The 19,896-nt window shown below is 70.3% G+C and carries 22 protein-coding genes and 1 tRNA gene; 8 read left to right on the top strand and 15 right to left on the bottom strand.

What is annotated here, in order from left to right; all coding sequences use genetic code 11:
- Position 1: 1 nt before the first annotated feature.
- A complete protein-coding gene (locus ACFW16_RS12780; protein ID WP_380305404.1) occupies positions 2–547 on the bottom strand; it encodes a sigma-70 family RNA polymerase sigma factor in 546 nt (181 codons plus the stop codon).
- Between the two features lie 184 nt (positions 548–731).
- Here ACFW16_RS12780 and ACFW16_RS12775 point away from each other — a divergent pair, with 184 nt between their 5' ends.
- From ACFW16_RS12775 to ACFW16_RS12750, 6 genes are all read left to right on the top strand, one after another.
- Entirely contained in the window at positions 732–2,327 is a 1,596-nt protein-coding gene (locus ACFW16_RS12775; RefSeq protein WP_380305402.1) for a hypothetical protein, read from the top strand.
- A 291-nt stretch (positions 2,328–2,618) separates the two neighbouring features.
- Positions 2,619–3,656: a rod shape-determining protein gene (locus ACFW16_RS12770; protein ID WP_225768296.1), complete on the top strand. Its 1,038-nt coding sequence runs from the start codon at positions 2,619–2,621 to the stop codon at positions 3,654–3,656.
- Positions 3,657–3,747: 91 nt separating this feature from the next.
- Complete coding sequence (mreC, locus tag ACFW16_RS12765; protein WP_380305399.1) at positions 3,748–4,617, top strand: rod shape-determining protein MreC; 870 nt, start codon at positions 3,748–3,750, stop codon at positions 4,615–4,617.
- The gene (gene mreD / locus ACFW16_RS12760) at positions 4,614–5,132 is read left to right on the top strand and encodes a rod shape-determining protein MreD (RefSeq protein ID WP_380305397.1); all 519 of its coding nucleotides are present in this window, start codon (positions 4,614–4,616) and stop codon (positions 5,130–5,132) included. Before mreC ends, mreD begins: the two co-directional genes overlap by 4 nt.
- Before the next feature lie 4 nt (positions 5,133–5,136).
- Complete coding sequence (gene mrdA / locus ACFW16_RS12755; protein ID WP_380305395.1) at positions 5,137–6,996, top strand: penicillin-binding protein 2; 1,860 nt, start codon at positions 5,137–5,139, stop codon at positions 6,994–6,996.
- Between the two features lie 68 nt (positions 6,997–7,064).
- Positions 7,065–7,140, top strand: a tRNA-Lys gene (locus ACFW16_RS12750).
- Positions 7,141–7,222: 82 nt separating this feature from the next.
- On the opposite strand, the gene ACFW16_RS12745 is transcribed toward ACFW16_RS12750, so the two are convergent.
- The 11 genes from ACFW16_RS12745 to ACFW16_RS12695 all read right to left on the bottom strand — a co-directional run bounded on the left by ACFW16_RS12745 (position 7,223) and on the right by ACFW16_RS12695 (position 15,374).
- Positions 7,223–7,510: a hypothetical protein gene (locus ACFW16_RS12745; protein ID WP_380305393.1), complete on the bottom strand. Its 288-nt coding sequence runs from the start codon at positions 7,508–7,510 to the stop codon at positions 7,223–7,225.
- 69 nt (positions 7,511–7,579) lie between these two features.
- Positions 7,580–8,032 carry a hypothetical protein gene (locus tag ACFW16_RS12740; protein ID WP_380305391.1) on the bottom strand — a complete coding sequence of 151 codons (453 nt, stop codon included), beginning with the start codon at positions 8,030–8,032 and terminating at the stop codon, positions 7,580–7,582.
- Between the two features lie 122 nt (positions 8,033–8,154).
- On the bottom strand, positions 8,155–8,667 hold the full coding sequence (locus ACFW16_RS12735) for a DUF1643 domain-containing protein (RefSeq protein ID WP_380305389.1): 513 nt from the start codon (positions 8,665–8,667) through the stop codon (positions 8,155–8,157).
- Positions 8,668–8,718: 51 nt separating this feature from the next.
- Complete coding sequence (locus tag ACFW16_RS12730; RefSeq protein ID WP_380305387.1) at positions 8,719–8,895, bottom strand: hypothetical protein; 177 nt, start codon at positions 8,893–8,895, stop codon at positions 8,719–8,721.
- Positions 8,896–9,071: 176 nt separating this feature from the next.
- Positions 9,072–9,659: a methyltransferase domain-containing protein gene (locus tag ACFW16_RS12725; RefSeq protein ID WP_380305385.1), complete on the bottom strand. Its 588-nt coding sequence runs from the start codon at positions 9,657–9,659 to the stop codon at positions 9,072–9,074.
- A gap of 23 nt (positions 9,660–9,682) precedes the next feature.
- Positions 9,683–9,964, bottom strand: a complete 282-nt coding sequence (locus ACFW16_RS12720; RefSeq protein WP_380305383.1) for a hypothetical protein — start codon at positions 9,962–9,964, stop codon at positions 9,683–9,685.
- Between the two features lie 240 nt (positions 9,965–10,204).
- Positions 10,205–11,014 (bottom strand): calcium-binding protein, encoded by an 810-nt coding sequence (locus ACFW16_RS12715; protein WP_380305381.1) that lies wholly within the window; start codon positions 11,012–11,014, stop codon positions 10,205–10,207.
- Between the two features lie 122 nt (positions 11,015–11,136).
- Positions 11,137–12,630, bottom strand: coding sequence for a calcium-binding protein (locus tag ACFW16_RS12710; protein WP_380305379.1), 1,494 nt, complete (start codon positions 12,628–12,630; stop codon positions 11,137–11,139).
- A gap of 214 nt (positions 12,631–12,844) precedes the next feature.
- Positions 12,845–13,561 carry a Crp/Fnr family transcriptional regulator gene (locus ACFW16_RS12705; protein WP_380305377.1) on the bottom strand — a complete coding sequence of 239 codons (717 nt, stop codon included), beginning with the start codon at positions 13,559–13,561 and terminating at the stop codon, positions 12,845–12,847.
- A gap of 249 nt (positions 13,562–13,810) precedes the next feature.
- Complete coding sequence (locus tag ACFW16_RS12700) at positions 13,811–14,578, bottom strand: response regulator transcription factor (RefSeq protein ID WP_380305375.1); 768 nt, start codon at positions 14,576–14,578, stop codon at positions 13,811–13,813.
- On the bottom strand, positions 14,571–15,374 hold the full coding sequence (locus ACFW16_RS12695) for a LuxR C-terminal-related transcriptional regulator (protein WP_380305373.1): 804 nt from the start codon (positions 15,372–15,374) through the stop codon (positions 14,571–14,573). Before ACFW16_RS12695 ends, ACFW16_RS12700 begins: the two co-directional genes overlap by 8 nt.
- A gap of 337 nt (positions 15,375–15,711) precedes the next feature.
- On the opposite strand from ACFW16_RS12695, the gene ACFW16_RS12690 reads away from it, so the two are divergent.
- Positions 15,712–16,623, top strand: coding sequence for a LysR substrate-binding domain-containing protein (locus tag ACFW16_RS12690; protein WP_380305371.1), 912 nt, complete (start codon positions 15,712–15,714; stop codon positions 16,621–16,623).
- Between the two features lie 22 nt (positions 16,624–16,645).
- On the opposite strand, the gene ACFW16_RS12685 is transcribed toward ACFW16_RS12690, so the two are convergent.
- The 3 genes from ACFW16_RS12685 to ACFW16_RS12675 all read right to left on the bottom strand — a co-directional run bounded on the left by ACFW16_RS12685 (position 16,646) and on the right by ACFW16_RS12675 (position 19,314).
- Entirely contained in the window at positions 16,646–17,086 is a 441-nt protein-coding gene (locus tag ACFW16_RS12685) for an SRPBCC family protein (protein ID WP_380305369.1), read from the bottom strand.
- A gap of 178 nt (positions 17,087–17,264) precedes the next feature.
- Positions 17,265–18,095: a phosphoenolpyruvate hydrolase family protein gene (locus tag ACFW16_RS12680; protein ID WP_380305367.1), complete on the bottom strand. Its 831-nt coding sequence runs from the start codon at positions 18,093–18,095 to the stop codon at positions 17,265–17,267.
- A gap of 10 nt (positions 18,096–18,105) precedes the next feature.
- Positions 18,106–19,314 carry a Tm-1-like ATP-binding domain-containing protein gene (locus tag ACFW16_RS12675; RefSeq protein WP_380305365.1) on the bottom strand — a complete coding sequence of 403 codons (1,209 nt, stop codon included), beginning with the start codon at positions 19,312–19,314 and terminating at the stop codon, positions 18,106–18,108.
- Positions 19,315–19,480: 166 nt separating this feature from the next.
- On the opposite strand from ACFW16_RS12675, the gene ACFW16_RS12670 reads away from it, so the two are divergent.
- Positions 19,481–19,885: a VOC family protein gene (locus ACFW16_RS12670; protein WP_380305363.1), complete on the top strand. Its 405-nt coding sequence runs from the start codon at positions 19,481–19,483 to the stop codon at positions 19,883–19,885.
- Positions 19,886–19,896 lie beyond the last annotated feature (11 nt).

The raw sequence follows: 19,896 nt of genomic DNA, 5'->3' as shown, positions 1-19,896 counted from the left end.
GTCACTCCACCAGCCGCAGCCGCGGCGGGTTGGGTCCATCGGTGTCGGCCGCGTCGCCGGCGCCGCCGCCGACGGTCTCGCGCAAGGCCGCCCGGGCGCGGCCAAGGCGCGACATCAGCGTGCCGAGCGGGATGCCGAGGATGGTCGCGGCCTCCTGGTATCGGAATTCCTCGACCGCCACGAGCAGCAGCGCCTCGCGCTGCTCCTCCGGCAGGTTCAGGAGCGCCCGCTGCACCTGGGCCAGCTGGACCCGGGCGTCCTGGCTCGGCGCGCCGGAGGCCGGCGCCAGCTGCGTCGCCTGGGCGATGCGGGCGTCCTCGGCCCGGCGGCCGCGCAGCCGCGAGGCATGGGCGTTGTGCATGATCGAGAACAGCCACGGGCGCAGCGCCCGGTCCGGCTGCCAGCCGCGCCGCCCCTCATAGGCCTTGAGCAGGGTCTCCTGCAGCAGGTCCTCGGCCTCGGCGGCATCGCGGGTCAGGACCAGCGCATAGCGCTTCAGCCCCGGCAGCTCGGCGATGACGTCGAAATCATCCTTGCGGCGTTTCATGCCCCATATACGCAGCCACCGTCGATTTTCATCCCGCGCTCCGATTTTCTTCCGGTGAAGGCGCGGACAAACTCCGAACAAGATCCTGGATATGATGATTTTTCCGAGGATTTTTCAGACGAAACCCGCGTTGCGGGTGTTATAGGCAGCAACATTCGATAGTCCGGCCGCGATTCGGAGCGACATGACCGACGACACTGTGGAGCAACGCCGATCGGTCGACCCGTCCGTGTCCGATCGCTATCGGGGTCGACCGGTCGGCGCCACAGCAGCCTCGGTCGCCCTGCCGTATCCGCGCCCCGGCGTCCTCGACGGCTGGCCGAGCTGGCTGGTCGGCCTGGCCGGGCTTCTGACCCTCGGGCTGCTGCTGCGCATCGTCCTCGCCCTGGCGTTCCCGCGCATCCACCACGCCGACGAGCTGTTCCAATATTATGAGCAGGCGCACCGGCTGGCCTTCGGCCAGGGCGTCGTCCCCTGGGAGTATCGCGAGGGCATCCGTTCCTGGCTGCTGCCGGGGATGCTGGCCGGGCTGATGAAGGCGGTGTCCTGGGTCAGCGACGACCCGGCCTCCTATCTCGCCGTCTCGAAGGCGCTGTGGGCGGCGCTGTCGCTGAGCATCCCGGCGGTCGCCTTCCTCTGGGCCCGGCGCGCCGCGGGCCTGACGGCGGGGCTGACCGCGGCCTTCATCGCCACCCTGTGGTTCGAGCTGGTCTATTACGCGCCGACGGCGCTGACCGAATCGATCGCCACCAGCCTGCTGCTGGTGGCCTGCTGGCTGGCCTGGACGGCGGAGGCGGGCGACCGCCGGCGGCTGATCTGGGCGGGGCTGCTGTTCGGCCTGGTGTTCGTCTTCCGCTTCCACCTGCTGCCGGCGATCCTGACCGCGGCGGTGGTCGCCAGCCGCGGCGACTGGCGCGGCCGGCTGCGGCCGATGCTGCTGGCCGGGCTGGCCCCGGTGCTGATCTGCAACGGGCTGCTCGACTGGGTGACGCTGGGCTGGCCGTTCCAGTCGGTGCTGAAGAACTTCTGGATCAACATCGTCGAGGAGAAGAGCCACAGCTTCGGCGTCATGCCGCTGGGCTTCTACTTCGAGGAATACGTCCGGGTCTGGTCGTGGTGGCTGGCGCCGATGGCGGCGCTGGTCCTGCTGGGCGCGCGCGGCCAGCCGATGCTGGTGGCGGTGCCGCTGGCGGTCGTGCTGTCGCACAGCCTGGTCGCCCACAAGGAATACCGTTTCGTCCTGCCGGCGCTGCCGTTCCTGCTGATCCTGGCGGCGCTGGGCACCGAGCGGCTGGCCCGGCGCCTGGCGGGGCTGGCGGCCGAGCGCTGGCCGGCCGAACGTTGGGGAGGCGTGCCGCGCTGGGCGCCGCTGGCGGTGCTGTGCGCCGCCTGGGTGCTGGCCTCCGGCCTGCTGTCGGCCAGCGACCGCTGGCGCCCGGAATGGACCCGCGTCGCGCCCGGCATCGCCACCACCCAGGCGCTGCACGAGCGCGAGGCGCTGTGCGGCCTCGGCCTGCTGACGCCCTGGTGGGACCTGGCGGGCTACACCACCCTGCACCGCGACGTGCCGGTGTTCTGGTTCGGCGACAACACGCGGCGGCTGTGGCGTTCGGCGCCGGCCTTCAACTATGTGATGGCACGGCCGGAGCAGATGCCGCCGGACACCGGCTACCGGCTGGAGAGCTGCCCGAGCGAGATCTGCCTGTACCGCCGGCCGGGACAGTGCGCCGCGCCCCGCGACGTCGACGTGAGCGGGTCGATGGCCGAGCGCGGCATGTGAGCCCGTCCGATACTGCTACTGGCGCGGCCGTCTGACGGCGGTTTCTGCGCTTCCGGTGCTCACGGACTCAAACGTCCGCTGCGCTCCGGTTCTCGAAACCACCGCCAGCCGACTCACGCCAGCGCAGTCTCGAACAGGCTCTGATCCGGGTGCCATGATTCCGCCCGACTCTCCGCTTGAGACTCGGGCCGGGCTGGTCTAAAGCAACCCGGCGGCGGGATCGGCCCGCCGCTCCCGCCCCTCGCTCTGGACCCGCCCAGCCGAGCCCGGCTGACAGGACATCACGGCCGCATGTTCAATTTCTTCGGTTTCCTCTCGGCCGACATGGCCATCGACCTGGGCACGGCGAACACGCTGGTCTACGTCAAGGGCCGTGGCATCGTCCTGAACGAGCCGTCGGTGGTGGCGATCGCCAACATCCGGGGCAAGAAGCAGGTCCTGGCGGTCGGCGACGAGGCCAAGCAGATGCTGGGCCGCACCCCGGGCAACATCACCGCCATCCGCCCCCTCCGCGACGGCGTCATCGCCGATTTCGAGGTGGCGGAGGAGATGATCAAGCATTTCATCCGCAAGGTGCACAACCGGCGCAGCTTCGCGGCGCCGGAGGTGATCGTCTGCGTGCCCTCCGGCTCGACCGCGGTCGAGCGCCGCGCCATCCAGGAATCGGCCGAGAGCGCCGGCGCCCGCCGGGTCTACCTGATCGAGGAGCCGATGGCGGCGGCGATCGGGGCCGGCCTGCCGGTGACCGAGCCGACCGGCAGCATGGTGGTCGACATCGGCGGCGGCACCACCGAGGTCGCGGTGCTGTCGCTCGGTGGCATCGTCTATTCTCGATCGGTGCGCGTCGGCGGCGACAAGATGGACGAGGCGATCATCGCCTATATCCGCCGCAACCATAACCTGCTGATCGGCGAGGGCTCGTCCGAGCGGATCAAGAAGGAGATCGGCACCGCCGCCCCGCCGGAGGACGGCGAGGGCCGCTACATGGAGATCAAGGGCCGGGATCTCCTGAACGGCGTGCCGAAGGAGCTGGTGATCTCCGAACGGCAGATCGCCGAGAGCCTGTCCGAGCCGGTCAGCCAGATCGTCGAGGCGGTGAAGGTGGCGCTCGAGCACACCGCGCCGGAGCTGGCGGCCGACATCGTCGACAAGGGCATCGTCCTGACCGGCGGCGGCTCGCTCCTGGGCAATCTCGACCTGGTGCTGCGGCACGCCACCGGCCTGCCGGTGTCGATCGCCGACGACCCGCTGTCCTGCGTCGCGCTGGGCACCGGCCGGGCGCTGGAAGAGATGAAGACCCTCAAGCACGTGCTGATCAACATGTACTGATCGGCGCCCCAGCGCATACTGGGGAAATCGAAAAAACGGTAGTACTCTGCCTTTCAGGAATCCGGTCTTCGGCGGACGGGACATGCGGGTGATGCAGCGGAGCAGACCGACGGTTCGCATCGCGGCCATCAGGGCCGTGGCGCACCGATTCTCCTTCGGCCTGCTGCTGTTCGCCGCGATCAGCCTGCTCATGGTCGGCAAGATCGACGCCGTGCTGCTGGACGGCGTCCGCGCCCGCGTGGTCGATGCCGTGGCGCCGATCCTCGACGCCATGTCGCGCCCGGCCGCCAGCGTCGCCCGCGTGGTGACGGAGATGCAGAGCCTGTCCGACATCCGCGGCGAGAACGCCCGGCTGCGGCAGGAGCTGGCGACGCTGCGGCAGTACCAGGACGTCGCGTTCCGGCTCGAGGCCGAGAACCTGACCCTGCGCAACCTCCTGAACTACACGCCGGATTCGGCCCATTCCTTCCTGACCGCCCGGGTGGTGGCCGACAATGGCGGCGCCTTCGTGCGCAGCCTGACGATCAATCTCGGTTCCGCCAACGGCATCCGCGACGGCCAGGCGGTGCTCGGCGGCCGCGGCCTGATCGGCCGGATCGTGCAGACCGGCGACCATTCCGCCCGGGTGCTGCTGATCACCGACCTCAACGCCCGCATCCCGGTGGTGGTGGAGCGCACCCAGCAGCGCGCCATCGTCGGCGGCGACAACACCGACCGGCCGCGGCTGCTGTATCTGCCGCCGGACGCCTCGATCCGGGTCGGCGACCGCATCGTCACCTCGGGCAATGGCGGCATGTTCCCGGCCGGGCTGCCGGTCGGCATCGTCGCCGCCGCGCAGGACAGCGCCGTCCGCATCCAGCCGATCGAGCCGCTCGAGGCCATCCCCTACGTCAAGATCGTCGATTTCCGCGCGCTCGATCCCGGCATGGCGATGCAGCCGGTGCCCGGCTTCGCGCAATGACCGGGGACCTGCTGCACAAGCTCGACCTCGCCGCCCGCCATGCCGCCCCGGGGGCCGTGACGCTGATCCTGGTGCTGGTCGGGGTGACGCCGACGCAGCTGCCCTATTACAGCGCGATCGCGCCGCTGCTGCCGCTGGCATCGGTGTACTACTGGGGCGTGCACCGGCCCGACCTGATGCCGATGTGGCTGATCTTCCTGGTCGGGCTGCTGCACGACGTGCTGACCGATTCGCCGATCGGCCTGCACGCGGCGATCCTGCTGCTGTGCCAGTGGGTGCTGCTGCGCCAGCGCCGCTTCCTGGCCGGCCGGCCCTTCGCAGTGCTGTGGCTGGGCTTCGCCGTGCTGGCCGCCGTCGTCACCCTGGTCGAATGGATCGGCGTCGGCCTCTACGACGTCGCGGTCGTGCCGCCGCGGCCGCTCCTGGTCCGGCTGGCCGTGACCATCGCCCTCTTCCCGCCGCTGGCCTGGCTGTTCATCCAGGTGCATCGCGGCTTCCTGCGGGCGGGGGACTAGCGCCATGGAGCGCGACACCGACCGCTCCCGCGGCTTCACCCGCCGCGCCTTCGCCCTCGGCGGGCTGAAGCTCGGCCTGCTCGGCGTGCTGGGCGGGCGGCTGTACTACCTCCAGGTGGAGGAGAGCAACCGCTACAAGGTGCTGGCCGAATCGAACCGCATCAACATGCGGCTCCTGGCCCCGTCGCGCGGCCTGATCACCGACCGTTTCGGCGCCCAAATGGCTGTCAACGACCAGAACTTCCGGGTCGTGCTGGTGGCGGAGGAGGCGAAGGACATCCAAAGCGTGCTCGGCCGGCTGGGGCAGGGCGTGCCGCTGACCGACGCCGACCTGGCCCGCATCGTCCGCGACGTGAAGCGCCGCCGCGCCTTCGTGCCGGTGACGGTGAAGGAGAACCTGAGCTGGGAGCAGGTCTCCTGGATCGACGTCAACGGTCCGGAGCTGCCGGGCCTGTCGATCGAGGTCGGCGAATCCCGCCGCTACCCCTTCGGGGTCGAGATGGCCCATATCATCGGCTATGTCGGCGCCGTGGCCGAGGCCGACCTGACCGGCGAGCCGGTGCTGAGCCTGCCGGGCTTCCGCATCGGCAAGTCGGGCGTCGAGCGACAATACGAGACCGACCTGCGCGGCGTCGCCGGGTCGAGCCAGGTCGAGGTCAACGCCGTCGGCCGGGTGATCCGCGAGCTGAACCGGGGGGAAGGCAAGCCGGGCCAGGAGGTGCGGCTGACCATCGATTTCGAGCTGCAGCGCTATGTCATGGAGCGGCTGAAGACCGAGTTCAGCGCCGCCGCCGTGATCATGGACGTGCACAACGGCGACGTGCTGGCCATGGCCTCGCACCCGTCCTACGACGCCAACCTGTTCCCGAACGGCATCAGCACGGCCGATTGGCGCCGCCTGGTCGAGGACCCCTACGGCATCCTCAACAACAAGGTCATCAATGGCCAGTACCCGCCGGGGTCGACCTTCAAGATCGCGGTGGCGGCGACGGCGCTGGAGGCCGGGGTGGTCACGCCGGACCAGCGCGTCTTCTGCCCCGGCTATGTCGATCTCGGCGACCACCGCTTCCATTGCTGGAAGCGCGGCGGCCATGGCAGCCTGAACGTGGTCGACGCCATGGCCCAGTCCTGCGACGTCTATTTCTACGAGATGGCGCGGCGGCTCGGCATCGACCGGCTGGCCGAGGGCGCGAACAAGTTCGGCATCGGCCAGAAGCTGGGCGTCGACCTGCCCAACGAGCGGCCGGGGCTGATGCCGACCAAGGCCTGGAAGGAGGGCGCGATGGGCACCTCCTGGCAGCTCGGCGAATCGCTGATCGCGGGCATCGGCCAGGGCTATGTGCTGGCGACGCCGCTGCAGCTCGCCACCATGACCGCGCGGCTGGTGAATGGCGGCAGGGCGGTGGTGCCGCGCCTGGTCATGGCGGTCGGCGACGAGGCGATGCCCGAGGTGCCGGACGTGCCGTCGATCGGCATCGCCAAGAGCCATATCGACACGGTGGTCGAGGGCACGGTCGCGGTGATGACCCGCGGCACCGGCAAGAGGTCGCAGATCAAGCAGAAGGGCATGGAGATGGGCGGCAAGAGCGGCACCAGCCAGGTCCGCCGCATCAGCATGGCCGAACGCGCCGCCGGGGTGAACCCGGACAACTGGCCGTGGAACCAGCGCCACCACGCCTGGTTCGTCGCCTACGCCCCGGTCGGCGCGCCGCGCTACGCCTGCTCGGTGATCGTCGAGCATGGCGGCGGCGGCAGCGAATACGCGGCCCCGATCGCCCGCGACATCCTGCTGGAATGCCAGCAGCGCGAGTCCGGCCGGCGCCTGCTGTCGGCCGCGCCGGGGGACGGCGCCGACAAAGGTTGAGACTTTCGTGAAGAAAGGGTTGCAACCGGTCCGGACGGCGGCTATATCACCGGCCGTCCCGAGCGAACGGGCGCATAGCTCAGTTGGTAGAGCAGCTGACTCTTAATCAGCGGGTCCTAGGTTCGAGCCCTAGTGCGCCCACCAGTTCGCAGGATGGAAAGAGCAGGGCCCGCTTCGGCGGGCCTTTCTTTTTGCCCGCGACCGGCCTCGTTCAGACACCATCCCGTCATTCCTCCCGCGCGATCCGCTGCAGCATCTCCCGGAAACGGGCGGTCTCCTCGACTGTCAGCGGCCGGGCGGCGAGCGGGTGGACCTCGTCGCGGCGCTCCGGCGGCAGGGTCAGGAAGCGCCAGCTGGAGGCGGCGCCGGCGGCCAGCCGGCGCGACAGGAAGCTGCAGCCGCGGCGGAAGCAATCGGCCTCCCAGGCGTCGAAAGGCTGGTCCAGCCGCTCCAGGTAGCGGGAAGCCCATCCGGCGACTTCGGAGAGCGGCTCGCGGCACTGGCCTCCGGCCATGGGATCGACCTCCGACTCCAATGCTTGCGGGCCCGAAGCCCGATTGCGCCCGGAATAGGACGACAGTCGTTAATCCTTCGTGAATTCGGCCCGGGCGGCGTGGCCGGGCCTGAGCTGCAGCGCCGCCTCGATCCGCTGCAGCCGGGCCAGGGCCGAGGCCAGGCCGGCGCAGAGCAGCCACAGCACCAGCCCGGAGACCACCGCGCCGCCGCCCATGGTCCAGGCCTCGGCCCGCAGCTGCCGGCTCAGCCCCGGCCCGTCGCCGATCATGTCTGCCAACTGGGCGATGCGGGCGTCCGGCATGCCCAGCATGTCGGCCGGCCGGTCGGGAATCAGGGCGGAGACCTGCCCGAGCATCTCGGCGGTGCCGAGCAGCCGGGCGGCCAGGATATAGCCGGCCAGGAGGCCGGCGACGAACAGGGCGGCGCCGAGGGCGTGAAGGGCGACCGCCAGGCCGGGCATGCGCAGGCTGTCCGGGTCGCGGCTGGACAGCGGGCGTCGGTCCCTGGAGGCCTGGAGCATGCATCCCCTCGCGCGATCGGGGAGGGGCGGCGGTCAGGCCCGACGGAAGCCCTCCGGATCACGGCGATCTTAGAACGGCGGGCTTGCGGAGGCGAGGGGCGGGCCGCCCGTCGGGCGGGCTCTCAGACCGCGGCGGGAACCGGTGCCGGCTGCACGGCGTAGCCGACATAGAGCGGATGCTTGGGCGAGCCGTCGGAGGTGATGGCGAGCGCGTGCGGCACCGTCCCGGCCTCGGACAGCATGCGCAGCAGCGCCCGGCCCCAGCCGGGACGCACCGCGTCGCAGTGCCGGCCCCAGCCGCAGACCACCAGCGATGCCGCGCGGGCGGCCTGGACGATCGCCTCCGGGTTCCCGGGGCCGACCGGGTCGGCCTCGGCGTAGAGCGCCTTCGGATCGGTCGAGCGCAGGGCGAAGGCGTTGGTGACGATCAGCCCGCCATAGCCCATCGCCCGGGCCCGGCGCTCGCAGCGCTCGACCGTCGGGTCGTTCTTGATCTCGTCGGCCGTCGACGGGTTCAGCAGCAGGAAATTGGCCGGCGGCACCGACCGGTCCCAGCGCCGCCACAGCAGGGTGCGATAGCGGCCGCAGTCGCTGAAGACGGCGCCGCGGTCGGTGAACAGGTCGGGCTGGGCCATGCCGGTCTCCGGTCGGGATCGGCCGTTCTTAGCCCAGCCGTCCGGCGGCGTCTAATCATGCGGGCCGAGGGCACGCAGCTGCACATCCGCCCGGTCGAGGCCGAGCGACAGCAGCGCCGCAATCTCGTCCTCGCGCAGCCCTTGCTCCAGAGCGCGCCAGCGCAGCTCGCAGCGCCGCACCGCCTCCTCGAGATCGGCCTGGGACCGGATGTCCCGGATCGGACGCATCGGGCGGACAGCTCCTCTGACATCGGGGCGGGCAGGGGCCCGGATTCGGCACAGCGAATCCATGGGCGTCGTCGCGGCGGGTCTCGCGGCCATCAGGGCGTCTCGCTGGGATGTTTGTTCGTGTTTCGTTCTATACGAGATCGGCGCCCGAGTCGAGTCCGCGGAGCGCCGGCGTCCTAGCCCGGGCCGCGCTCGACCAGGTAGAACAGCAGCTTGGGCTTGTAGGGAACGATCCGGACGCCCTTGAAGCCGGCGTGCCGCAGCAGGGCCGAGAGCTCCGCCGAATTCAGCGCGTTGACCCAGCCGAGCGACCAGCGGTCGCGGCCGATGTTCCGGTCCAGCGGATGGTAGCTCAGCAGGGCGCGGGGCACCGCCGCCCGCAGGCCGCGCAGGAAGCGCGGCACGTCGTAGATGTATTCCAGCACGCCGAGGGCGAAGGCCATGTCGGCCGCGACCTCCGGGAACGGCTCCCGGTTCAGGTCGCGGACGATGGTGCGCTCGTCGCGGCGGACGCAGTCGAGCGGCAGGTAGGTGCAGTCCTCCGGCAGCGATCCCTCCAGGGCCATGGCGCCGCAGCCGATGTCCAGCACCCGCATGCCCGGGCGGGCGTGGACGGCGGCGGCCCGCGCCCGCTCGGCCCAGGAGTCCAGCTTGCCCATATCCTCCCGCGACCAGCGGTCGACCAGCGTCGCCCGCTGCTTCGCCGCCGCGATCGTGGCGCGGCGCCGCTCCTCCGGATCGTTGTCCCCCGCCCAGTCCGACATCGGCCCGTCCCCTCCTCGGCGGCTCAGCGCCAGCCCATGCGCCAGCCGTAATGCGGGTGCCACCAACCCCAGCCATGGACCCGATGATAGCGCCAGAGGTAGCCGGGACCCGGCGCCACCTCGACCGGCGCGACATAGACGACTCCGGGAGGCGGCGCGACGGGCTCGACCACCGCGACCCGGGGCGGCGCCATGACGGCGACGGCCGGGCGGGGATGTACCGGATAGGCGACGCAGCCGGCCAGCGACGCGACCGCGGCGGCAGCGGCCGCGATCCGGACCAGGGGCAGTGACGTGTGCGGCATCGGGATGTCCGTATCGTGGGGCCGGCCCACGGGGACCGGATTGTCACGGCGATAACGGACATCCCTGCCGATCGGCCTCCGGCTTACCGCGAATTAATCGCCGGGGCCGGCCCGCGGCCGCTGCGGCCTCGCGGGTCAGGACGGCGCCACGGCCCTGTCCGATGCACCGGTGTCATCGGCGGGCACCCTGCACCCGGCGCGCCCCGGCGCAAAGATGCCGGAGGCGCGCCGCCCATGGGCTCAGAGCACGAAGTCCTCGGCGATCACGGCCGGGACGCCCTGGAGGGTGATCTTGAAGTCGGCGAACCCGTCGCCGTCGACATCGCCGGACGCCACCGTGCCGGTGCCGGTGACGATGCAGTTCAGCTCGCCGGCCCGCTGGCTGAAGGCGGCGGTGCCGATGAAGACGAAGGCCTGGTCGCCCGCCTCGGCGATGTCGGCGTCGATGGCGGAGAGGTCCATGCGGTCGCCCGCGGCGCGGTCGTAGTCGGTGATCTCGTCGCCGAAATGGAGGGCGTCCATGCCGAAGAGGAAGCGGTCGGCCCCGGCCCCGCCGGCCATGATGTCGGTGCCATGGCCGCCGATCAGCACGTCGCGCCCGACGCCGCCATCCAGCGTGTCGTCCCGGTTGCCACCGACCAGCACGTCGTTTCCGCCGCCGCCGATCAGCGTGTCGGCGGCGGAGCCGCCGTCGAGCCGGTTGGCGAGATCCGAGCCGACGAGCAGGTCGCCGAACACGGATCCCTCGACGTTCTCCACGCCCTCGTAATGGTCGCCCGCCGCCTCGCCGGCCGAGCCGGTCCCGGCCGAGAGATCGACCGTGACGGCGGCGCCGGCGTGGCGGTAGGACGCGGTGTCCACGCCGTCCCCGCCGACCAGGTGGTCGGCGCCGATGCCGCCTTCGAGGACGTCGTCGCCGGCGCCGCCGATCAGCTTGTCATCGCCCGCGAGGCCGAACAGCCCGTCATTGCCGTCGAGGCCGAGGATGCCGTCGGCCTCCTCGCTTCCGACCAGCCGGTCGTCGCGGTCGGTGCCCGTGATCGTGGTCATGAGTGTCCTCCTGCCGCCGGCGCCGTATCAGCGGGCGGATGCTGTCTGGGATGGGGCCGGGCGGAGCCGGCGGAGATGGACAAAGGGGGAGGCCGCCCGCAACCGCGGCCCCCCGAGATCGTTCAGAGAACGAAGTCGCTGGCGATCAGGCCCGGCGCGTCGGTCAGCTCGATCCGGAAATCGCTGACCTTGTCGCCGTCGACGTCGCCGGCCACCACCGTCAGGACGCCGGTGTTGACGTAGCGCAGCTGCCCGGCCACGCCGGTGTAGGCGGCGGTGCCGATGAAGGCGAAGGCCTGGTTGCCGCTCTGCGCCGTGTTCGCGTCGATGCCGATCAGGTAGATCTGGTCGCCTTCCGAGCGATGGAAGTCCTTGATCGTGTCGACATCGCCGAGGTCGTCCTGCGAGAAGATGAACCTGTCGCCCCGGCCGCCGCCATGCATGATATCGTTGCCGTCGCCGCCGGTCAGACGGTCGGCGCCGGCGAAGCTGCTCACGAAGCTGTTGTCGCCGTAGAGGATGTCGTTGCCGGCACCGCCGTAGACGCTGTCCTCGTTGTCGCCGCCGTAGATGGTGTCGTGGCCGATGTCGCCGTGAAGGACGTCGTTGCCGGCCTCTCCGGCGAGGCCGTCATCCCCGTCGCCGCCGTAGAGATGGTCGCGGCCGCCGGCGGCATACATGAAGTCCCGGCCGTTCAGCCCGTAGAAGTCGTTGTCGCCGTTGGAGCCGAGGAACGTATCGTTGTAGGCGGAGCCGCGGGCGTTCTCGATGCTGTCATAGGTGTCGCCCGCCGCCTCGCCGTAGCTGCCTTCGCCCTCGTAAAGATCGACCCGGACGGCGCTGCCGGCGTATTCGTAGCTCACCGTGTCTTCGTCGGCATTGCCGTACATCTCGTCGCCGCCGGCACCACCGATCAGGGTGTCGTTGCCGCCGCCGCCGACGAGCATGTCCACGCCGCCGCCGCCGGAGAGAACGTTGCGGGTGTCGGAGCCATAGAGAATGTCGCTGTTGCTGGAGCCGGTGAGGTTCTCCACATCGGTGCCGATGTAGTCCCCCGCGGCGTCCCCGTACTGGCTGACATAGCCGATGGACGCGATCACCCCGGATGCGCTGCTGGCATAGGAGACGGTGTCGGTGCCTGATCCGCCGTAAAGGTCGTCAACATAGGCGCCACCCTCCAGGTAGTCGTTCCCATACCCGCCGACGAGGACGTCGTAGCCGGCGCCGCCGAGGAGATAATCGTTGCCGTCGTTGCCCCTCAGGTAGTCGCCATTGGCCGACGCCATCAGGATGTCGCCGTAGTTGGAGCCGTCGACCTGCTCGACATCGGCCGCAATGAAGTCGCCGTCGGCCGTGCCGTACAGGCCGTACCCGCCGATCTGGATCCACACGCCGGACGTGCTGTCGGTGTAGGAGACGGTGTCGTAGCCGCTGCCGCCGTACAGACGGTCCGCGCCGGCTCCGCCCTGCAGGAAATCGTTGTTCTGGCCGCCGTAGAGAGTGTCGGCGCCACCAAGGCCGAACAGCCGATCGCTGCCGCCGAGGCCATAGATGGTGTCGCTGCTCGATGTGCCGTATCGGGTATTGTCCGAATCGTCGAGAATGATCAGTGCCATGTTTTCCCCTTGCGGCATCACTATCGCAGATGCCGACCCGATGGTGGTTGTCGAGATCATCAGCCTGCGGGATCTCGATCCTCGACCAGCCGATGATGCGAAACTCGAAAAATCGACTTCGCTTGAAATGTTCTGGCATGATGGAGTTCGTATTTGTGTTACCGAGGTAACGTCTTTCTATTTTTTTTACTGTGTCTTTTCTGTGGCGGATTGGTCAGGCGCCGCCGGATTCGGCGATGCCGGCCAGTTGTTCGAGATCGTGCAGCACCAGGCCGCCGCGCTCCCGGCGCAGGATGCCGTCGCTGATCCAGCGGCCGAGCTGCAGGTTGACCTTGGACCGGCTGGCGGCGATCAGCAGGCCCAGGTTGCGCTGCGACAGCGCCGTCGGCAGCGTCGGGCGGCCGGAGGCGGAGCCGGCGAGCGGCGTCTCGCTCAGGTCCAGGAGCAGCCGCGCCAGCCGGGCCGGCAGGTTGAACAGCGCCACGCCCTCCAGCTGGTCGCTGGTCCGCCGCAGGCGGTCCGTCAGCAGCTCCATCAGCTTCAGGCAGGTGTCCGGCGACTGGCGCAGCAGCCGCAGCATCTCGCCCCGCTCCAGCACCAGCAGCCGGCAGCCGCCCAGGGCGACGGCGTCGGCGCTGCGGCCCCGGCCGTCGAGCAGCGACATCTCTCCGAGCAGGTCGCCCTCGGTCAGGATCGCCAGCAGGATCTCGCGTCCCTGCGGCGAGGTCAGGCGCAGCGCGACCCGGCCGGAGGTCACGATCATCACGCTGTCGCCCGGATCGCCGCGCAGGAAGATCGTGTCGCCGTCGGCGTAGCATCGTTCGATCAGCCGCGCGGCGACGGCGTCGCGCAGCGCCGGCGGGCAGGCGGAGAACAGCGGCGTTCCGGCCAGGAGGTGCCGGCCTCGCGCCGAGGGTGTCATGCAGTTCATGGCGATCCCCAGCGGCCGTTCGGGGAACGGCCGTCCATGTTGACGTCGGTGGTGCAGGGGGTGGTCTCGCCGCAGCGCCGTCGCGCAACGACGATGATCGGCCATGATCGTGGATCATGGACCCGGCTGTCCGGGCGCCTGCCGATCTGGTACCCCTCACGTTCGGCCATTATCCGGGGTGGAGGCGGGCCCCCTCAATACCTCACAAATAGGGTATCGCGAGGCGGTGCGCTGCCGGCCGGCAGGGGATCAGCCCTCGATCAGGCCGAGCTGCAGGGCCGTGGCGACGGCTTCGCTGCGGCTGGCCGCCTTCAGCTTGCGCCGGGCCGAGGCGAGATAGTCGTTGACCGTGTGCATCGACAGGCCGAGCCGCCGGGCGATCTGCTTGCTCGAGGCGCCGCGGGCGACCCAGACGAGGCAGTCCAGCTCGCGCGGCGCGACGATATCGGGGCCGATGGCGGCCGGCAGCCTGGGTTGCGCGGCGGCGAGCCGCCGCCCGATCGCCACCGCCCGGCCGAGATGCGGGCCGAGATGGCGCAGCAGCCGGATCTCCTCGTCGCCCCAGTCCCGACGGCGCCGCGTCCGCCAGAGCGAGAGGTGGGCCGCCAGCCCCTGCTGGTCGACGTCGATCCAGTAGAGCCCGCTGTGCCGGCCCTGCGGCCGCGCATAATCGGCGTAGAACTCGGTCCGCAGGAAGGCGGCGTCCGGCACCAGCATGCGGTCGACGAAGACCGTCCCGGCCGACAGCTGTGGCAATGCCGGCAGGACCGGCCAGGTGGCGTGGTAATGCGCGTTGTAGAGCGGCACGTAGCCGGGGTCGACGCGGAGGCGGACGGCTTCGTCGTTCGGCAGCGGCGTCCCGGTCGGATGCAGCGCCGCCGCGGAATCGCTGCCGAGCAGCTCCGTCAGGCCGGCGAGCAGCGCCGTCCAGCTCTCGCGGCCGAGGGCGGCGTCGTAGGCCTGGGCGATCAGGGCCGAGAGGGCGCCCTCGCCGGACTGCCGGGCCGGATCAGCCATCGATCAGCCCGGAGGACAGCGCCATCGCGACGGCCTCGCTGCGGCTCGCGGCCTTCAGCTTGCGTCTGGCCGCGGCGAGGTAGGCGTTGACGGTGTGCATCGACAGGCCGAGCTGCCGGGCGATCAGCTTGCTTGAGGCGCCGCGGGCCACGCCGGCCAGGCAGGCGCGCTCCTGCGGCGCCAGAAGCTCAGCCGCAGCCGCCGGGGGGCGGGGTGAAAGTGCGGTGAGGCACCGTTCGATCTGCAGCGCCCTGGCGAGGTGCGGCCCGACCGCGCCCAGCACGCGAAGCGCCGTCGGCTCCCAGGCCGGCTGCCACCGCTGCCGCCACAGGCAGAGGAACTCCCGGCCGAACCCGTCGCCGTCGCCGACCCAGAAGAGATTGCTGTACTTGCCCTGCGGCCGGATGTGGTCGTGGTAGAATTCCGTCCTCGTATAGACGGACTCCGGCACCAGCATATGGTTGGTGCAGACCGATCCGGCCGGCATGCGGGACATGACCGGCAAGGTCGGCGACAGCCGATGGTAGTGGTCGTTGTAGGGCGGGATGAAGGCCGGGTCGCAGCCGACATGGACCGAGCGCTCCGCCGGTGCTTCGTACCCGGCCGAGAACAGCGCACCGGACTCGGCGCCCAGCAGATCCCGCAGGCTGGTCAGCACCGTTTCCCAGGTGTCGACGCCGATGCCGGCGTCGTAGACTTGGCCGACCAGCCTGAGAAGCTCGTCCTCGCCGGGAGAGGAGGAGGGCGGGATGCACGGATCGGCCCGCAGCCGGCTTCGGCCGGGGGCGGCGGTCATTGCGCGACGGGCGGCGGCGGATGGATCAGGACAATCGAGCATCGGCCTCGTGGGGATGCGGAGCGCGCGGGCGGCGCCCGTGGTGATGCCGGGGACCGGCGTTCCCGATCCGCCGGGCATCATTGCGTTTGAGAAGCGGTCTCAGTGTTACCCGGGTCACACCCCCGGGATCCGGATCGGGCCGCTCCCATAGCGCTATGACTTGGCAGGAGGGTGCCGGACAAGCGATCATTTCCGCATCAATGAATGAGGCGGGCTCATCCATGGGGCTGACGATGCTCGCAACGCCTCCGGACGCACGGCATGCCGTGGGGGACGGCCCGCCGGCCGCGGCCCGATGCCGGCGGTGACGCGGCGGCTGCCGCCACTCGAATCCCTCCGCGCCTTCGAGGCGGTGGCCCGGCTCGGCAGCTTCAAGCGCGCGGCCGAGGAGCTCGCGGTCACCGCCAGCGCCGTCAGCCATCGCGTCGGCGACCTCGAGGCGGATCTCGGCGTGGCGCTGCTGGTCCGTCACGTCCGCCGCGTCGAGCTGTCGGTCGAGGGTGAGGCCCTGGCCGCCGGGATGGGCCGGGCTCTGCAGGAGATCCGCCGCACCGTGGCCGCCGTCGATCGTCGGGGGCGGGCGCGACTGCGGGTCAGCGCCATCCCCTCGCATGCGGTCCGCTGGCTGGCGCCCCGGTTGCAGCGCTTCCGCGCGCAGCATCCCGACATCGACATCGACATCATGGCCGACCTCGCCCTGGTCGACCTGTCGCAGCGCACCGCCGACATCGCCCTGCGCTTCGGCGGCGGGGCCTATCCGAACCTCCAGGTCGAGCCGCTGATGGCCGATGCGATCTTCCCGGTCGCGAGCCCCGGCTATATGGCCGCGGCGGGGCCGGTCGCCACGCCGGCCGACATCCTGCGCCTCGACCGGCTGATCGACACCACCGCCCGGGACGACCGGAGCGGCGCGCATTGGCAGCACTGGTTCGAGACCAACGGCCTGCCGCTCGACGCGGTCAATGACGGGATGAACCTGAATGGCTCGCTGCTGACCCTGGAGGCCGCGGTGAACGGCCTCGGCGTCGCCATCGCCCGCAGGACGCTCGTGGAGGAGGACGTGCGGACCGGGCGCCTTCTGCGCCTGCTCGATGCCGAGATCCCGACCAACTGGAATCACTACGCCGTGACCCTGCCGTCGCTGGCCGACTGGCAGCCCGTCCGCCAGTTCGTCGACTGGCTGAAGGCGGAGGCGGGCGGCCCCTGAGCCGCCGCGCCGCTACCCGACATCAGCCGCCGAAGCGCTGCTTCAGGGAATCGAAGCCGGTCTGGAACACGCCCTGGCCGATCAGCTTGCGCATCGCCGCCTCGTTCTCGGCCGAGACGTCGAACTCGGCGGTCCATTCGGCGAAGCTGCGGTTGCCGTCGGTGACGGGCAGCAGGCGCAGCGTGGCGACATAGTTCTCGACCGGCATCGGCGCGGCCAGGATCGCATAGGTGACGCTGTGCTCGGAATCCGAGAGGGTCAGCAGCTTCTCGCGGATGGTGCCGCCGCCCCCGGCCAGCTCCATGCTGCGGACGCAGCCGATGCGGTCGGGGCTGCCGCCGTCCTCGACCTTGCTGCTGGCGATGGCGGGATGCCAGTCGGGCAGGGCGTTGAAGTCCCGGATCGCCTGCCACAGGGTCTCGACCGGGGCGTTGATCACGCTGCTGGTGGTCACTCGGATCATGGTCGTTTCCTTCCACGGATGGAGCAGTGTTTCGGTGCCCATTTTTTGATGTCATTGCCGGGCTTGACCCGGCAATCCAGGGGCTAAAAGAGCCGCTCTGGTGGCCTCTGGATCCTCGGGTCAAGCCCGAGGATGACAAATGAGGAGGGTGACATTGCTCTGAAATCCTCCTGTGAACTTAGAACGTCACCTGCTTGAAGGCGCGGGTCTGGGCGGTGAGGGCCTGCTCGGTCGGCAGCCGCTCCATCGAGCTGGCGCCGTAGAAGCCGTGGCAGTGGCGGCAGCGCTGCAGGACGTAGGCCGCGTCCTCGGGCATCGCGATCGGCCCGCCATGGCACAGCACGATGATGTCCGGGCGGACCGCCAGCGCCGCCGCGGCCCAGTCGTCGACCAGGGCGACGCAGTCGTCCAGGGTCCTGGCTGTCTCGGCGCCGATGGCGCCGCCGGTGGTCAGGCCCATATGGGGCACGATGATGTCGGCCCCGGCCTCGGCCATCGCCACCGCCTCATCGGCCGAGAACACATAGGGCGTGGTCAGCAGGTCGAGGGCATGGGCCCGGGCGATCATCTCGACCTCCAGCCCGTAGCCCATGCCGGTCTCCTCCAGGTTCTGGCGGAAGGTGCCGTCGATCAGCCCGACGGTCGGGAAGTTCTGCACCCCGGCGAAGCCCATGGCCTTGATCTGGGCCAGGAAATGGTCGGTGAGCATGAAGGGGTCGGTGCCGTTGACCCCGGCGATGACCGGCGTCTTCTTCACCACCGGCAGCACCTCGCGGGCCATCTCGACCACGATCTCGTTGGCATTGCCGTAGGCGAGCAGGCCGGCGAGCGAGCCGCGGCCGGCCATGCGGTAGCGGCCGGAGTTGTAGATCACGATCAGGTCGATGCCGCCGGCCTCCTCGCATTTGGCGGACAGGCCGGTGCCGGCGCCGCCGCCGACGATCGGCTCCCGCCGTTCGACCATGCCGCGGAACTTGGCCAGGAGGTCGGCGCGGGCGAAACGGGTCATGACAGAGTCCTCAGTGATGGGCGATGGCGCGGAACTCGCGCACCAGCGCGGCCGCGAACTCCGGGTCGTTGATGGCGTGGGGCAGGCGGATCAGCCGGCGGTTCGGGGTCTGCCGCACCGTCGCCTCCAGCGCCTGGAACAGGGCCTCGTCGGCAGCCGGGTCGTGGAAGGGCTGGCCCGGCGCGTCGATCAGCGACACGCCGCCCTCCGGGATCAGGAAGCGCACGGGCCCGTCCATCCGGTTCAGCTTGGCGCCGATCCAGCGGCCCATCGCGATCGTCTCCTCCACCGTCGTCCGCATCAGCGTGACCTGGGGATTGTGGACGTAGAGGTTGCGCTTCAGGAACTTCTCCGGGACGGTCTCCTTCGCCCCGAAATTCACCATGTCGAGCGCGCCGCAGGAGGCGACATAGGGAACCCGGGTGCGGATGATGCTGTCGAACCGGTCCTCCCCGGCCGGGAACACGCCGCCGACCAGCAGGTCGCAGACCTCCGTCGTGGTGATGTCGATGACGCCGCCGATCAGGCCGGATTCGACCAGCTTCTCCATCGACCGGCCGCCGGTGCCGGTGGCGTGGAAGACCAGGCAGTCGTATTCGCTTTCCAGCGCCCGGCTGACTTGCTCGACGCAGGGGGTGGTGACGCCGAACATGGTCAGGCCCAGCGCCGGCTTGTCGGCGTCGCTGCGCGGCGCCGGATGCGCCACCATCCCGGCCAGGGCATGGGCGGCGTTGCCCAGCACGGCGCGGGAGATGCGGTTGATCCCGGCGACGTCGGTGACCGAGTACAGCATCATGATGTCGGCCGGCCCGACATAGGGCGCGACATTGCCGGAGGCGACGGTCGAGACCATGACCTTCGGCACGCCGACCGGCAGGTCGCGCAGCGCCGGGGTGACCAGCGCGGTGCCGCCGGACCCGCCCAGGCCGATGACGCCGCCGACATCCGTCCGGCTGGCCAGGAAGCCGCGGAGCGCCTCGGCCATCGCCGCGACCGCCCGGCCGCGGTCGTCGCTGAACACGGCCTCCGGCCCGTCCGGATGATGGCGCGCGACCTCCTGGGCCGACACGTCGGGGCGCGGGACGTCGGCTCCGATCTCTCCGGGCCGGGTGCCGACATCGACCAGAACGGCTTCGACACCGCGGGCTTCGATCAGCGCCTGGACATAGGCCAGCTCGCGGCCCTTGGTGTCGCAGGTCCCGATGACATAGGCCTTCATGGCGCATCCTTCCCTGAGGGTCGCCGGCGTCCGATGCGCCGGTTCTTGTCTTCGGTTGTCGCGCCGCGGCGGTATCGGGCGCAAGGGGTCGTGCGAACAAGGTTCGGCTTCTTTTGTCGGACAACGCGGGTCTATGCTGTGGCAACGAGCCAGCGGGAGAACGCCCATGACCAGCCTGACACGCCTGGACCATGTCAACATCTGGACCGCCGACCAGAAGCGCCTGATCCGCTTCTACCGCGACGCGCTGGGCCTGGAGCCGGGGCCGCGGCCGGACTTCCCGTTCCCCGGCGCCTGGCTCTATCTCGGCGACCAAGCGGTGGTGCATCTGGTCGAGGTGAAGCAGCCGCTGCATCCGGAGCAGGTGCAGCTGTCGCATTTCGCCTTCCAGAGCAGCGGCAAGCTGGACGACTTCCTGGCCCATCTGAAGGGCCTCGGCATCGAGACCAAGCTCGGCCAGCCGCCGCGCAGCGGCCTGATCCAGGTCAATTTCCACGATCCGGACGGCAACCACGTCCATATCGATTTCAAGGACGGGACCACGCCCGACCTGGTGCCGTACCGGGAGTAGGCGGGGGCGGA

The organism is Inquilinus sp. NPDC058860, assembly GCF_042743185.1.
Lineage (GTDB): Bacteria > Pseudomonadota > Alphaproteobacteria > DSM-16000 > Inquilinaceae > Inquilinus.
Note: the sequence above shows the minus strand (reverse complement) of the source record. Positions and strands in the feature narration are given on the sequence as shown.